This is a genomic window from Paenibacillus allorhizosphaerae (genome assembly GCF_042659105.1).
Classification (GTDB): Bacteria; Bacillota; Bacilli; order Paenibacillales; family NBRC-103111; genus Paenibacillus_G; species Paenibacillus_G allorhizosphaerae.
The window spans coordinates 345,337-360,025 of the sequence record NZ_JBHSRV010000006.1; the positions used below are offsets into that span (position 1 = coordinate 345,337).

The following is a 14,689-nucleotide window of genomic DNA, read 5'->3' on the forward strand; positions in this document are numbered from 1 at the left end:
ACAAGCTGGCCCCGATTGAGTATCGGTGCCAGCTTGCAGCCTAGTACAAGGCTTAACGTGCTTGGAATGTTATTATTTTTTGGTTACTAGCTCCAGGTCTACGGGAATGAATTTTTCCACTTTTTCGCCTTTAATCACTTTAACCGCGGTTTTCACTGCCGCATCGCCGATCGCAGCCGGCTTTTGCGCTACCGTGGCGGCCATTTTCCCTTCATTTACCGCTTTAATCGCATCATCTGTAGCGTCGAAGCCGACGACTGCGATATTTTTGCCGGAGGCCTGAATAGCCTGCAAAGCGCCGAGCGCCATTTCGTCGTTATGCGCGAATACCGCCTGAATGTCTTTGTTCCCTTGCAAAATATTTTCCATGACCGACAAGCCTTTCGCCCGATCAAAATCAGCCGGTTGCGATGCGGCCACTTTGACGCCGTCCTTGCCGTCTACTGCTTCGTGGAAGCCTTTCCCGCGGTCGCGTGCGGCCGAGGTTCCGGCAATCCCTTGCAGTTCTACGATATTGCCTTTCCCGCCGAGCGTCTTCAGAATATATTCGCCCGCCATTTTGCCGCCCTTCACATTATCGGAGGCGATATGCGTCACTACGTCGCCGCCATTGGCCGCACGATCGACGGTAATAACGGGAATTCCTGCTTTATTCGCGGACTTCACCGCCGTAACGATCGCATCGCTATCGGTCGGGTTGATCATGATCAAGTTCACTTTTTTCTGAATCAAATCTTCAATACCGCTGATTTGCTTGGCCGTATCGTTTTGCGCATCCACTACAACGAGCGAGGCCCCGGCTTCCTTAGCCGCTTTCTCCGCGCCATCCTTCAAGGTGACGAAGAACGGATTATTGAGCGTCGATACGGACAAACCGATCGTCATTTTATCGGAAGCGGCGCCTCCGCTATTTGCTTCCGGTTTACTCCCGCCTTCGAGTTTCGATTCCGTCGAGCAGCCGGCAAGGATCATAAATACGGCGATAAAAAGGGTCAAGATGATATTCGTTTTTTTCATTTGAGCGATTCTCCCTTGTTGTATATTTACTTTCTTGACTTCGAGCGGTCCAGCAGTACGGCGATCAAAATAACAGCGCCTTTCACTACTTGTTGATAAAAAGAAGATACGTTTAACAAATTAAGACCGTTATCAAGAACCCCTATAATCATGGCACCGATTAAAGTCCCGACTAGCCACCCCCTGCCCCCGGATAAGCTAGTGCCTCCCAGAACGACCGCAGCAATGGCATCCAACTCATAGGATGTTCCTGCCGTCGGTTGAGCCGAATTGAGACGTGAGGTCAAAATAATTCCGCTGAACGAAGCCATCAAGCCGCTGATCGAATAAACCCAAATTTTAATTTTGGTCGTATTAATCCCCGAAAGCCACGTTGCGTCTTCATTGCTGCCCAACGCATAAACGCGTCTTCCGAATTTCGATTGCTTCAAAATGACGTACAGCATGATGAAAGAAAGCACCATCCATACGATCGGCATCGGAATACTGAAGAAGAAGCCTCTCCCGATCATGGCAAATGCATCGCTTAGGCCCGTGATCGGCTTTCCTTGCGTATACACGAGCGTCAGTCCCCGAAACACCGTCATCGTAGCGAGCGTAGCGATAAACGGCGCAACCTTGCCCTTCGTAACTAGCAGCCCGTTGACCGCTCCCATCAGAACCCCGCAGGCCAGTCCGGCAATGACGGCGGTCCATGTGTTCGCGCCGCCTGCCATCATTCCCGCGGTGATTGCGCTGGACAGAGCCAATACCGATCCAACGGATAAATCGATCCCGCCGGTTAGTATGACGAAGGTCATCCCGAAGGCGATCAAGGCATTGATGGAGATTTGCCTCAAAACGTTAAAAATATTGCTGACGGTAAGAAAATCATTGTTAATGACCGATAATACGATAATGATTAAAAATAAACCAAGCAGCGGCCCCAAACTTTGTAACTTGCCCGACATTGAATTCGCTTTCACCTTAGCCTCAGCTGACAACGTGTTTTCCTCCCCCTGTAGCGCAATGCATAATGTTTTCCTGGTTTGCTTCCGCCCGTGAAAACTCCCCGGTGATGCGACCTTCATGCATAACCAAAATACGGTCGCTCATCCCTAATACTTCGGGAAGCTCGGAGGAAATCATAATGATGGCGACACCTTGTGAAACGAGCCCATTCATCAAATCGTAAATTTCTTTCTTGGCCCCGATGTCAACGCCCCGAGTAGGCTCGTCCAGAATGAGCACCTGCGGTTTGGTGGCCAGCCACTTGCCGATGACCACTTTCTGTTGGTTGCCGCCGCTTAAGGAGCCTACCTTTTGTTCCCCGTTCGACGTTTTAATCAAAAGCCGCCGAATTAAGTCCTCCGCCAATTCATCTTCCTTCTTGCGCTCCATGATCCCGAACCGGGATAAAGCATCGAGGTTGGGAAGCGCCAAATTTTCTCTGACGGATAAGGAAAGCAGAAGCCCCTCTCCCTTGCGATCCTCGGTGATCAGAGCAATGCCCGCTTGAATCGCGCCCATCGGATTTTTGATGACAACCGGCTTGCCGTCGAGCGTGATCGTTCCTTTCTCGGCCGGTGTAACGCCGCAAATCGCTTTAGCCAGCTCGGTTCTTCCGGCACCCATCAGCCCGGCAATGCCTAAAATTTCTCCGCTTCGTACGTGAAATGAAATGTCTTTCAGTTTGCCCTTCTGCGATAAACCGCTAACTTGCATTTTGACTTGACCCGGCTCAAGCGCAACCTTGGGAAACCGGTCTTTAATTTCCCTGCCTACCATCATTTTGACAAGCCGATCCATCGAAGTATCCGCAATCCGTTCCGTCCCGACATATTGACCGTCGCGTAGCACCGTCACCCGATCGCACATGCGGAATATTTCTTCCATGCGGTGGGAAATATATACCATGCCGACTCCCCTAGTCTTTAAGCTTGCGATGACTTCGAACAACGCATCGATTTCGCGGTCCGTAAGCGCTGCGGTAGGTTCATCCAGCACCAATATTTTCGTATCCATGGAAATAGCTTTTGCTATTTCTATCATTTGCTGCTGCCCGACGGATAATTCATCCACCCGCATACTGGGATCGAGATCAAGCCCCAGCTGGCGCAAATATTTGCCGGCTTCGCTTCTCATTCGCTTCCAATGAATCCAGGGCGTCCGGCCCACCGTAAATTCACGGCCTAGAAAAATGTTTTCCATAATGCTTAAATGCGGAATAAGGTTAAGCTCCTGATGGATAATGGCGATACCTAAACGCTGGGCTGCGGAAGGCGACGTAATGTCAACCGCCGAGTTCTCGATGAGAATGGTTCCTTGGTCCTTTCGGTGAATGCCGCCGACAATTTTCATCAGTGTCGACTTCCCCGCTCCGTTCTCCCCCATAAGCGCGTGAAGTTCCCCTTTGCGCAAATCGAATTTGACATCTTGGAGTACTTTAACGCCGGGGAAGCTCTTGCTGATGTCCTTCATTTCGAGCAATATATCGGACACACCGTTCACCTCCTAAAAAATTACGCCCGACTCAAGAATAATATTGGCATATGGCGTACATTCGCCGGTGCGGATCACAGCTTTCGCCTGGTGGGTCAGCAATTTAAGCTCCTCGTGGCTCAGCGTTTGCTGCTCAATACCTGACATGACCGATTGGATTTGACGATGAATGTCCGGATTGTTCGGCTCCGTTTCACGGGCGATATAATATGTTTCGATCTGCATTTCCTCCATCACGGTCATTAGTGTTTCCATAAAAGAAGGCGTTCCTTTCTTCAAAGCCAAATCGATCCGCCTTACATGACCGGGAATCGGCAGCCCGCTGTCGCAGATGACGATTTTGTCCGTGTGGCCGAGCTCGCTGATCGTTTGGGAAATCAAGCTGTTTAACGTTCCGATCCGTTTCATGATGTCCCCCCTTCCAATGATCGCGAGAATTGTTGCAGCTCTTGCAAGGTAGGCATGCCTTCCTGCGCCCCGAATTTCGTAACCGCTAACGCGGATACCCGGGAGGCGAATACGACCGCATCCTTCAAGGCAAAGCCTGACGCCAGCGCATAAGCCAGTCCCGCATTATACGAATCTCCGGCCCCCACCGTATCAACTACGGGAACTTTATGGCCCGGCAGTTTGCCGAATTCGCCGTCTTTTGTCAAAAAAGCGGAGCCGTCGGCCCCCAGCGTCGTTACGACGTTGCGGACGCCTTTGCTTCTCAGCACCGACATGGCCGCCTCCAGAGAACCAAGATCCGCACCGACTTCATCCACTCCGGTGAGTACGGCGAGTTCCGTTCGATTCGGCGTCAAGTAATCGATCAGCGGGTACAAATCGTCCGGAAGCGGCTGTGCAGGAGCCGGATTCAATAAAATCGGTTTCCCGAAGGAACTTGCCTTTTGGATTGCATATTCAACGGTATCCATGGGAATTTCTAGTTGAAGCAAAATCATATCTGCCGAATGCAGCACTTGCTCGTACCGGTCGACATCTTCGGGCCTCAATTGATGATTGGCTCCGGGAACGACTACGATGCAATTGTCCCCTTCTGCCAATAAAATGGAAGCGATGCCCGTTGCCGTATGCGGCACTTGCTTTACCGCGTCCCGCTGTACGCCGTTCCTTTCCAGGGATGACAACAGTTCCGGTCCGAAAACATCCGTCCCAACCGCTCCGATCAGCGTGCTATCTGCACCGAGCCTGGCAGCGGCAACCGCTTGGTTAGCTCCTTTCCCTCCCGGAAGAAATTGCGCTTTTTGACCCAGTATGGTTTCCCCGATGCGGGGAAATGTCGGCGCCTCTACGAGAATATCCATATTCAAGCTTCCGATCACAACGAGATTTGGTTTTTTCATAGATGAACCCCCTTTTGCGTTGAGCGTCTCGGGATAAGCGTTACATCCAACTCATAGATTTCGTTCGTATCCAAGTTTCCTTCGATTTTCTTAATCAATAAACGGGATACGGTCGCTCCCATTTCGTATATAGGCTGAGCAACCGTGGTCAATTCGGGCTCGGTGATTTCCGCCATTTGAATGCCGTCGAATCCGCAAACCTTCACTTGCTGCGGCACCAGGATTTGCATTCGGTGAAGTGCCTTCAGAGCCCCTACAGCCATAAGATCGTTACCTGCAAAAATCCCGTCGATATCCGGGTGTGTATGCAGCAGTTGTTCCGTCGCCTTCATCCCGCCATTGATTTGAAAGTTTCCGGATACCATCAAACTTGGACTGAACCAAGGCAAAGATTTGACGGCATCTTCGTATCCTTTCATTCGCTCCTGTGCCGTGATTAAGTCCATCGGGCCATAAATATGGGCAATTTTTCGGCAGCCGGCTGCAAGCAAATGTTGGACGGCAAGCTGGGCGCCTTCGCGGTTTTTGGAGCGGACTACGCTGCAGCTATGATTGTCGGGACCCCGGTCCAGGCAGACGATCGGAATGCCGCTTTGATTCATTTGTACCGCATCATCCCGGTTTAACGTGTTGGAAGCAAATATGATCCCGTCGATGTATTTCTTTTTGAGCAGCTCGATGTAGGTTCGTTCTTTGACGCCCTGATCGTCGGAGTTGCCAAAAATAACGGTATACCCGTACGTGGATGCAACATCTTCCACGGCCCTTGCGAGCTCCGGAAAAAAGGGGTTGGAAATATCCGGAAGTATAAGCGCGATCGTTTTCGTTTGTTTACCCGCCAATCCCCGCGCTACGGAACTCGGCTCATATTTCAAAGTCTCAATTGCCTTTTTAATTTTATGCTCCGTATCGACGTTGACATATCCCGTTTTGTTTAAGTAACGCGATATGGTCGCAACGGAAACTCCTGCCAATTTGGCAACATCGCGAATCGTAGCCATATATTCTCCTCACTCGATTCATCGTCATTATAAGAAAACGGTACCATAGACATTCCAAGCACATATATTTTGGTAAAAACAGATATACTGTACTTATCAACAGTCGAATGTGGTACCGGTTACACATAAAATATAAATCGAAATAAGGATTTAGTCAACTCCTATTTTGTCGAAAAAGATCGCATTTATACGACTAAGAACATCTTGTGCCACTATAATGCGATACATAATACGAATATCGGCAATAAAAAAGCGAACGTTATTTTGCATACAAAAAGACGCTTCCGTCCCCACCTGAAATGTGGTTTAGGAGGCGTCTTTCTGTGTTTTCCAGGACTATCTCCTTCAGTTATCCCTTTTTGGGACAGCCTCTTCCCGGCTCAGCCGTTTACGATGCCAATGACAAAGCCATCATATCCTTTGCTGCCGACGGTTTGGATAGCCGTAGCGGTAATTGTCGGGTATTGGGCCATCAGGTCATAAAATTTTCTCACCCCTTGTACACGCGGGTCGGTACTATGTTCCTGAATAATTTCCCCTTCGCGAACGACATTATCGCCGATAATTACCGTTCCCGGGCGGGAAAAGCGAAGCGCCCACTGAAGATAGCCGGGATTGTTCGGCTTATCCGCATCGATAAAAATGAGATCAAATGCGTCGGGATGCTCATTTTCCAGCAAAGCCAACTGATCTAATGCAGCTCCGTTTCGGATTTCCACCAAATGATGGACATCTGCGAGTGAAATATTGGATCGAGCCACTGCGGCAAAGCCGGGATCCAGTTCGATCGTAATCAAACGGCCATCTTCAGGAAGCGCTCTGGCGAGCCAAATGGTGCTGTACCCTCCCAACGTTCCGATTTCGAGTATTCGCTTGGCGCGCTGCATTTTAGCCCAAATGTGCAATAGTTTGCCTTGATTCGGGGATACATCGATCGCCGGAAGACCTGCTCTTCGATTCGCCGCCAACGCTTCTTCCAGAACAGAATCGTAAGGATGGAGGCGCTCCGTAATGTATGCATCGACCTTGCTCCAAATTTCGGACTGAGTCATTTCGATCACTACTCCCTATCGTCATTTGAACTTCTAATTTCAGTTTAAATGAATTACAATCATAAATATAATATATATTTTTACGAAACCTATATATTTAAAGTATGATTTAGTGAACAGGAGCTGGACTATGAATTTGCATGCTTTGCGTTTATTCCATGTGATCGCCGCAACCGGAAGCGTAACTCGCGCCTCGGAAATGTTAAATATTAGCCAACCCGCGATTACGGCTCAAGTCAAAAAATTCGAAAAGGAATTATCCCTTACGCTGCTAAAGCCTAAAGGCCGAGGAATCGCGCTGACGGCAGCAGGAGAAACGATAGCCATGCTGGCAAATAGGCTTTTTGCCGTAGAGCAGCAAATCGAGCAGTACGCCCAAGATTACGCCGCGGGCACGAAGGGGCACATCCAAATCGCCGCCACCTATTTGCCTGCCCATTTCCTGATGCCTACGTGGATCGCCAAATTTAAGCGGCAGTTCGAACAAGTAGAAATGGACATTACGACGACCAATTCCAGTGACGCGCTCAAAAAGCTGCTGCACGCCGAGGTCGATTTGGCGATCTACGGCGGCTTGCCCGAAGAATACCCGGACACGATTGCCACAGAGCATTTATTTCAGGATGAGCTATGGTTTGTGGTCGCGCCGAGCAACCGATACGCGAATCAAAATATATCGCTGATTGACATGATGAAGGAACCGTTTGTGATGCGAGAAGAAGGGAGCTCCACACGCGAGAGATTATTGGCTTTATGCCGGACGTACAATGCACCCTCGCCTAAAATCACTTTGCAATTCAATGGTTTGCACGAAGCGATTCAGGCCGTTGTGGCCGGGTATGGGGCCAATTTTGTGTCTTCACTGGTTGTTCGGGAGTATGTGGAGCGCGGAGAGCTATGCCGTGTGCATGTACAAGGTATTCATCTGCAAAATACGATCGCCATCTGTACGCGTAAAAATGAACCGTTATCTGCTGCTGCGAGCAACCTTATCGAAATGATTCGTCACCATCGTTTAACTCTCCGCTCTGTTGACAATAATTCAAGTATTACATAACAGAATGGAAGATATTATGGAAACGGTTATTCTGAGTTCTGTTTGGATGATTACGGCTATTCTTCTGGTGCTTTTCATCAAACCCAAAAAGTGGATCGATGCTCAAGTAAGTTTTTTATTCATGCAAGTCCCCAGCTGGCTTATCGGGGCTATAGTCGTTCAAGGTGGATTGATTGAATACCCTGTAGGATTCCTCAGTATGGCTTACAAAGCAAGTTTCACTTTTGAATTTTTCGTCTTTCCTGCTGTGAGTGCGATCTTTAATGTTCATTTCCCTAGAGATAAATCATTGTTCATAAAAATCATCTACATTCTAAGCTTTCCAGCGGTAATTACAATCATTGAAGTCCATTTAGAGAAGTACACACAATTGATAAAATACTTAAACTGGACATGGTATTTGAGTTTCATCTCCATAACCATTACTTTATTATTATCATACGGGTACTATCGATGGTTTTTTAAAAAAATCAAGAAAATATACGTTCGTCATTAGCGTTCGGTCTGAGTATAACTTTCAGTTATTATTCAGGTTAAATTCATATTAATTTTGTACAATTGTAGTACTCCTCTCCTCCCTACGGCAGTATGTGTTACCCATTCGCCGGGGCAAAGGCGTATATTAGGTCATTGCTGTTCCTGTTCCCGCGGCTTCAGCGGTTAAGGAGAGGATCGAAGGCGTATGCCACCCGCGTCATAAGCGGTGGCAAACCTTAAGCAACCTTGGTAAGCGTTATCCCGGCGTCCGTCATTACTTTTTTAAAAAAACGCCCCCGCCAACAATCAGCAGGAGCCGCGAACATCACGTTTGGTTGTATACTGCACGTCGGATTAGCATCACTTTTGCAACTCGTATCGCAGTATGACGTTTCCAGACTTAAAGGCCGTCGTTTCTTTCAGTGTAAGACCGAATCGGTCAACTTCTTTAAATAATGATTTTCCTCTGCCCGCAACGACAGGCGTGACGATAAGCACGTATTCGTCGATCAATGCATCGCTTGCAAGCTGCTGCACGATCGAGCCGCTGCCCATGATCAGAATGCCGGCCCCTTCTTCCGCCTTCAACCTCCTGACCACTTCGCTAGGCTTATCGTCGAACAGCTTCGTATTGGCCCAAGAAGATTGTTTCCGTTTGCGCGAAAAGACAACCTTCGTCATATGGGTCAGTTCTTCGGCGATCGCCTTCATCTCTTTGGGCGCTTGGGGATTACTCAACATGGGTGCCCAGTGAGATTCAAACCCCCGGTAGGTGATTCCGCCCAGAATGAGCGTATCCATCTGTCCGTCACCGGAACGCACCGCTTTGTCCACTTCAGGATCAGGGACGAACCAATCCATTCCGAAGGCGGCGTCGTTCAAACTAGCAAAATAGCCGTCGATAGAAACTCTGTTCAACATAGTGATTTTTCGCATGTCCTGATCGCTCCTTATATGCTTGGATACATCCATCGTAAGGGAGCGACCGGATAAATAATTGTACAATCCCGTCGATCTAGGCTAAATACGAGGCGCCTATCTCATCGTGATGAAACTGGTTGACCTTTTGGGAAACGCTCTTTGGCGTAACCCCGGAGAACTGTTTCATATCGCGAATAAAATGCGATTGATCGTGGAAATGAAGCGCATGAGCCACGTCGCTCAGCCGATCATATTCGCCGGTATCCATGAGCCTGATCGCTTCATTAAACCGTCTCACCCGAATATAAAATTGAGGCGTTACGCCAACGGTTTGCATAAACCTTTTTTGAAATGGACGCTCCGATATATGCAAATGCTCGAGCAAATCTTTCACGGTAACCAAGCGGATATTTCTTTGGATAAAATGCAAGCTTTCTTCAATCAACAGATCCCGAGGCAGAGCTTGCCCGAGCTTTTCAAGTAAAAATCCGGAAAGAAGTGCTGCGCATTCCTGACCATCCTTGGTGTTAACCAATGCAGCGTTAAGCGCTTCTGCCGCGAAGTCCGCATACCACCTGTTGGCATTGGTCATCATGGATGCCTCAAGGCCGAACAGCGTCTTTAGAGCATGGGGCTTCAGAACGGCTTGCACCGAAACGAACGGCCCGTTGATGAAATTCATTACGGCAAGCTCGGTAATCTGTCCGTGGAGAAACAAAGTCGGCATATGTACGATACGCCCGGAATCAGTGACTATGCACTTGATCGCCGTTCGCCCATAACTATGTTGAAATACAAGCCCCGGCAAGCCATTCGGACATACTTTTATCGCCATGGCTTCCGAACCCGCGTATTCGGCGATCCGAAAATACTCGACATCGCTGCGAAGTTCCTCTATAGGCGGAACCGTCGTAAATGCAATGGATCTCATGTAAACCATTCCCCTTCCTCTTCATTATTTACCACATGGCAGCACGAAAATCCTTTTCGCTTGCAGCTAAAAGCTCGTACTATATCCAATTGGTTCGGACGGGGAGGCCATCAACGGCATTGACGTGTAGAGGATCGTGGTCAATGTGGTCATAGAAGCCAGTAATCCCTTAACCAGGTTTACCGGCTTCGTAACCTTCCTGATTACATGCTCCAAAAGGCGAAACACTCATTGCTAAAAAAAGTTTACCAGTGACGACAACGCACTACTAATTTGTCGCCAGGGTATATAATAATAGTTTTATTACGACCGGGCTGGCTACTATTATTACGACAACGAACATCCAACCTATCGTCTGGCTTTAAAGTAATACTAGTACGACGCCCCTGCAAAACTTTGACATTCTAACTGTTTAGATGTCGTGGTAGTAAAGTACATTTTCAATAGTTCCACGCTTCGCTTATCCGTATCATTTAGTCCCTAGGGTAATCCACCTTCATAATATCCATAAATGCAACCTTGATCGTCTCGCCGTGCCGCCCAACATGAACTTTACCTGTGCGCGAATCCATTTCCACAATCATGCCCCTCACCGGTTGTTCCTCTCCCCATACGGTTAAGACAATTTCAGATTTCTCATGCTCCGCTTCGCTGAGTTGATTGCCGATCTCCTCTAACACAAATTCATCTCGCGTCGGTCGTTTTGCTGCTTTTGGTTTTCCCATGATATTACCGCTCCCTAGCTTTCATATCTTCGATCATTCGCTGAATGTGCTCCCCTAGTTTAACGCTGATGTTTGCTCGCGCCACATCTCGCATAATCGCAAATTTATTCTCATACCCCCGACAGATGTATTTGTAATGTAAATCCGTATCCTCTTGATCATCTTTGAACACTTTGATTTTTTTGGCACGAAGTTCTTTATTTATCGCTGCCAGCTCGAAGTGAATTCGATCCATCAAAACCTGTGTGGCGGCTACATAAAGTTTCCGGATGCTGCTCGTGGAAAGCTGCATGTCCTTACCGTTCTTTTCGACCATTGTTAACATGATCGGCAGCAAAACGGAATCACGGATCATCTCCAGCTCTTCCCGGGTCGGCACCTGGGCGCGCACGGTTTCGGATGGCGGGTTTTGCCGCTCAATGAGTGCCTCCTTGTGCTGCGGAAGCATCATGCGGCTTGATTCCCATCGGAGATTGTCGGTCAGTTTACTCATCTGTAGTGCCCTCCAATTTTTGCGCTTCTGTCTTTTGCCTGACCGGCAGCGGTCATGGACGAAGCCCGGAAAATAGCCGCGCTGCCAAACCTGTCCTTGATCGCATCCGTCGCCCGTTCCAGTGCCCTCATCTTTTCTTGGTTCTCAAATAACGTCACCTGGTAAATATCATCTGCCACAAGCCCGCTGAGCGCAACGCCGGCGCGGCGAACAGGCAAGCCGTTCCAAAAACGATAAAATAACGTCCGAACGGCTCCATAAACGGTATTTGTATGATTTGTCGGATCAGGAAGCGTCAGCTGCCTTGAAAAGCCGGTTGGCGAATCAAAAGGGCTGCACATGCATCCCACGGAAATGACCGAGCCCATGTATCCCTTCCGCCGTGAGTCGCGGCAAACCTCTTCGGTTAATTCGAGCAGGATTGTATCGATTTCTTTTTTCGTGCCGTAGTCTCGGGGCAATGTCATCATGTGGCCTACCGATTTTGGCGCAATGCGGTGCGTTTGCGGGCTTACCGGCGACGGATCGATCCCGTTGGCCGTTTGCCATAACAGCTCTGCATGGATATCGCTGTTCTTCCCCATCCGCGCTCTCAGCATCTGCTTAAACTTACCAAGCGGGATCTGGGCAAGCTCCCCGATTGTGTGAATACCCATTCTCAAGAAGTGGTTTGTCATCCGGCCGCCTACGCCGAACATTTTGTTTATAGGCAGCGGCCACAGATGTTCGGACACCTCGGCTTTCGGCAGGACGAATATCCCTTCCGGATTTTTCTTCGCGAAATTATCACAGGCCGTCTTTGCCAAAATTTTGGTGTCCCCGATACCAACCCGGGACCATACGCCGGTCGCTAACATGATCTTCGCTTGAATCTGCTTCGCAATCGCCTCCGGAGAGCCGAAATACTTGAGCGAACCGGTCACATCCAAAAATTGCTCATCGATCGAAAAGGGCTCCACCAAGTCCGTAAAAGACTCGTAAATCTCCGTGATCATGAGCGATACATCAATATAGGTTTGCATCCGCGGCCGAATTACGACAAGCTCAGGACATTTTCCAAGCGCTTCCCCAAGCGTCTCCGCCGTTGATACCCCTGCCTTCTTCGCGATCGGGCATGCGGCCAGAATAATACCGGACCGCCGCGCCGGATCGCCGGCCACGGCAACCGGCTTATCCGCATATTCCGGGTGAGCTGCCTTCTCCACGCTGGCATAAAACGACTGACAATCCGCAAGCATAATTATGCGCTTCATCCAGCCCACTTCCTCGAAGCTACAGAAACCGCGAGGATATTCTCTACTCGAAAAACACGAGGCGCGTTGCGCTCGTGACAATACGCTTTTACGATGCCGTTATTCATACTGTGGACATCGACCCGGCGCTGGGTGATTTGGTTATCCCGGCCAAGGTAAATCATCTCGACAGTACGGCCCATGTAACGTTGCAGCTCTTGTTCCATACCACTAGTCACCTCACCTGAGCGATTTAAAATGTTCGCGAATTCCCCGGCGTTTGTTCGCCCTCAAAAACAGAACATTTGTTCTGTATAAGTATACTCAGAATACCGAACAAATATTCGCTTTTCAAGAGGTATTTTTTGTCTGTTAAGGTTAAATATTTTTTAGCAATGCTTTGCACATCCCATTAATTAACAGCTGTACCATATTCTTCAGAAAGACGGTTTTTCAGTTGGGGACCTACTTGAACATAAAAAAAAGAAAACCTTTGATTTTTCTTTCTCAAAGGTTCTCTTTTAAGGAGCCCAGGGGATCGAACCCCTGACCTCAGCACTGCCAGCTATGGGCGCCCTCCGCCGTTGTTACTTACACTGCCCATAATGTGTCCAGTGCGGCTTGTTGCTTTCACGCCCTTGAATATATTGCTCGCCCCACTCGCCCAATTGGTCTAATATCGACTTCAGCGACCTTCCTAATTCACTCATTTCATAGACAACTTTCGGCGGCACTTGATTGTATACCGTTCTCCTGATGATGCCGTCTTCCTCCAACTCCCGAAGCTGCTGAGTTAACATTTTTTGCGTAATGTCCGGAATTTCCTTTTTTAATTCGCTCGTTCTCATCGGTCCACAATTCAGATAACATAAAATCAATAATTTCCATTTCCCCCCTATAACCTCTAATGTGGCTTCTGCAGGGATGTTATAGAACTGAATGAACTGTTTTTTCATGGGATATCCTCCCTCTAATACTGACGGTTATGAAAATTACTTTTTAGTACCTATAACACTTTTTTGTTCTATAAGCACAAAAAAGTGCGTTCTTCCATTTTTTCACTCTCTATCACATAATTCAATTGTATCACTTTCGAAATAAAAAGTAGAGAATGGAAGGTGACGAATCATGAAAATATTGACCGTTGTATCGCACCCAAGAGTGCATTCCCTAACCTTTGCGGTTACAGCCAGATTCACACAGGGCCTCGCGGATGCGGGCCACGAGACAGAGGTGCTGGATCTGCATCGCAGCGGATTTAATCCTGTGCTGTGGGAAGCAGATGAACCTGATTGGTCATCTGATCATAAAATCTATTCGCCTGAAGTTGAGGCCGAAATCGAACGAATGAAGAAATACGATGCGCTCGCCTATATTTTTCCGATATGGTGGTACGGCTTGCCAGCGATGCTAAAAGGATATATCGACCGCGTGTGGAACAATGGTTTTGCGTACGGCTCCAACAAACTGCATCATAAACAATTACTTTGGCTTGGTCTGGCAGCAGCTCCGAAAGAACACTTTGAGAAGAGACAATACGATAAGATGATGGCCCAGCAACTGAACGTCGGGATGGCCGAGTACGTAGGAATCTCAAATAGCAAGGTTGAGATATTATATGACACTTTGGATTCAAGGCCGGAAATTCACGAGAGGCTGCTGCAACAAGCTTATTTTCTCGGACTATATTATGACCATTCAAAGGCCGTAACTTTGTAATTTATTTAGAATGCAAAAGCGATCTGAGAACGATCAGGCTTTAATTAAACCATTTGCTAAGGCCCATTATGCAAAAAAAATCGCCACTACGATTAACGTAGTGGCGACAGCCTGTTGAAAAACTTCAACAGGCTACTTTTATCTTTAATATCTTTATCAAATTACCGCGTTAATATGATATAATATAACTATACTGTAAAGGCGGTGGTCTTATGCTTCGTTCCAACCCGAATG

At 48.2% G+C, this 14,689-nt stretch carries 17 protein-coding genes; 3 read left to right on the forward strand and 14 right to left on the reverse strand.

Annotation, left to right across the window (positions count from 1 at the left end; translation table 11 throughout):
• Positions 1 to 72: 72 nt before the first annotated feature.
• The 7 genes from rbsB to ACFQI7_RS23130 all read right to left on the reverse strand — a co-directional run bounded on the left by rbsB (position 73) and on the right by ACFQI7_RS23130 (position 6,900).
• The gene (gene rbsB / locus ACFQI7_RS23100; protein WP_218102112.1) at positions 73 to 1,017 is read right to left on the reverse strand and encodes a ribose ABC transporter substrate-binding protein RbsB; all 945 of its coding nucleotides are present in this window, start codon (positions 1,015 to 1,017) and stop codon (positions 73 to 75) included.
• Between the two features lie 26 nt (positions 1,018 to 1,043).
• Entirely contained in the window at positions 1,044 to 1,967 is a 924-nt protein-coding gene (locus ACFQI7_RS23105; RefSeq protein WP_218102136.1) for an ABC transporter permease, read from the reverse strand.
• Positions 1,968 to 1,989: 22 nt separating this feature from the next.
• Positions 1,990 to 3,498, reverse strand: coding sequence for a sugar ABC transporter ATP-binding protein (locus ACFQI7_RS23110; protein ID WP_329958278.1), 1,509 nt, complete (start codon positions 3,496 to 3,498; stop codon positions 1,990 to 1,992).
• Positions 3,499 to 3,510: 12 nt separating this feature from the next.
• The gene (gene rbsD, locus ACFQI7_RS23115) at positions 3,511 to 3,906 is read right to left on the reverse strand and encodes a D-ribose pyranase (RefSeq protein ID WP_218102113.1); all 396 of its coding nucleotides are present in this window, start codon (positions 3,904 to 3,906) and stop codon (positions 3,511 to 3,513) included.
• Entirely contained in the window at positions 3,903 to 4,847 is a 945-nt protein-coding gene (gene rbsK / locus ACFQI7_RS23120; RefSeq protein ID WP_218102114.1) for a ribokinase, read from the reverse strand. The genes rbsD and rbsK overlap by 4 nt, the downstream gene beginning before the upstream one ends.
• A complete protein-coding gene (locus tag ACFQI7_RS23125; protein WP_218102115.1) occupies positions 4,844 to 5,848 on the reverse strand; it encodes a LacI family DNA-binding transcriptional regulator in 1,005 nt (334 codons plus the stop codon). Before ACFQI7_RS23125 ends, rbsK begins: the two co-directional genes overlap by 4 nt.
• A gap of 380 nt (positions 5,849 to 6,228) precedes the next feature.
• Positions 6,229 to 6,900 (reverse strand): O-methyltransferase, encoded by a 672-nt coding sequence (locus tag ACFQI7_RS23130; protein ID WP_218102116.1) that lies wholly within the window; start codon positions 6,898 to 6,900, stop codon positions 6,229 to 6,231.
• 130 nt (positions 6,901 to 7,030) lie between these two features.
• Between ACFQI7_RS23130 and ACFQI7_RS23135 the strand changes: the two genes are divergently transcribed.
• Both ACFQI7_RS23135 and ACFQI7_RS23140 read left to right on the forward strand, forming a co-directional pair.
• Positions 7,031 to 7,957 (forward strand): LysR family transcriptional regulator, encoded by a 927-nt coding sequence (locus tag ACFQI7_RS23135; RefSeq protein ID WP_218102117.1) that lies wholly within the window; start codon positions 7,031 to 7,033, stop codon positions 7,955 to 7,957.
• A 16-nt stretch (positions 7,958 to 7,973) separates the two neighbouring features.
• Complete coding sequence (locus tag ACFQI7_RS23140) at positions 7,974 to 8,453, forward strand: CBO0543 family protein (RefSeq protein WP_218102118.1); 480 nt, start codon at positions 7,974 to 7,976, stop codon at positions 8,451 to 8,453.
• Positions 8,454 to 8,794: 341 nt separating this feature from the next.
• Here ACFQI7_RS23140 and ACFQI7_RS23145 read toward each other — a convergent pair whose 3' ends face one another.
• The 7 genes from ACFQI7_RS23145 to ACFQI7_RS23175 all read right to left on the reverse strand — a co-directional run bounded on the left by ACFQI7_RS23145 (position 8,795) and on the right by ACFQI7_RS23175 (position 13,692).
• Positions 8,795 to 9,370: a dihydrofolate reductase family protein gene (locus tag ACFQI7_RS23145; protein ID WP_218102119.1), complete on the reverse strand. Its 576-nt coding sequence runs from the start codon at positions 9,368 to 9,370 to the stop codon at positions 8,795 to 8,797.
• A gap of 79 nt (positions 9,371 to 9,449) precedes the next feature.
• Positions 9,450 to 10,286 (reverse strand): helix-turn-helix domain-containing protein, encoded by an 837-nt coding sequence (locus ACFQI7_RS23150; RefSeq protein ID WP_218102120.1) that lies wholly within the window; start codon positions 10,284 to 10,286, stop codon positions 9,450 to 9,452.
• Positions 10,287 to 10,759: 473 nt separating this feature from the next.
• Complete coding sequence (locus ACFQI7_RS23155) at positions 10,760 to 11,011, reverse strand: YolD-like family protein (protein ID WP_218102121.1); 252 nt, start codon at positions 11,009 to 11,011, stop codon at positions 10,760 to 10,762.
• 4 nt (positions 11,012 to 11,015) lie between these two features.
• A complete protein-coding gene (locus ACFQI7_RS23160) occupies positions 11,016 to 11,504 on the reverse strand; it encodes a hypothetical protein (protein WP_218102122.1) in 489 nt (162 codons plus the stop codon).
• Complete coding sequence (locus tag ACFQI7_RS23165) at positions 11,501 to 12,757, reverse strand: DNA polymerase IV (RefSeq protein ID WP_218102123.1); 1,257 nt, start codon at positions 12,755 to 12,757, stop codon at positions 11,501 to 11,503. Before ACFQI7_RS23165 ends, ACFQI7_RS23160 begins: the two co-directional genes overlap by 4 nt.
• Positions 12,754 to 12,963: a WYL domain-containing protein gene (locus ACFQI7_RS23170; protein WP_218102124.1), complete on the reverse strand. Its 210-nt coding sequence runs from the start codon at positions 12,961 to 12,963 to the stop codon at positions 12,754 to 12,756. Before ACFQI7_RS23170 ends, ACFQI7_RS23165 begins: the two co-directional genes overlap by 4 nt.
• A 360-nt stretch (positions 12,964 to 13,323) precedes the next feature.
• Positions 13,324 to 13,692: a winged helix-turn-helix transcriptional regulator gene (locus ACFQI7_RS23175; RefSeq protein ID WP_218102125.1), complete on the reverse strand. Its 369-nt coding sequence runs from the start codon at positions 13,690 to 13,692 to the stop codon at positions 13,324 to 13,326.
• 172 nt (positions 13,693 to 13,864) lie between these two features.
• Between ACFQI7_RS23175 and ACFQI7_RS23180 the strand changes: the two genes are divergently transcribed.
• The gene (locus ACFQI7_RS23180) at positions 13,865 to 14,455 is read left to right on the forward strand and encodes an NAD(P)H oxidoreductase (RefSeq protein WP_218102126.1); all 591 of its coding nucleotides are present in this window, start codon (positions 13,865 to 13,867) and stop codon (positions 14,453 to 14,455) included.
• The last annotated feature ends 234 nt before the right edge of the window (positions 14,456 to 14,689 follow it).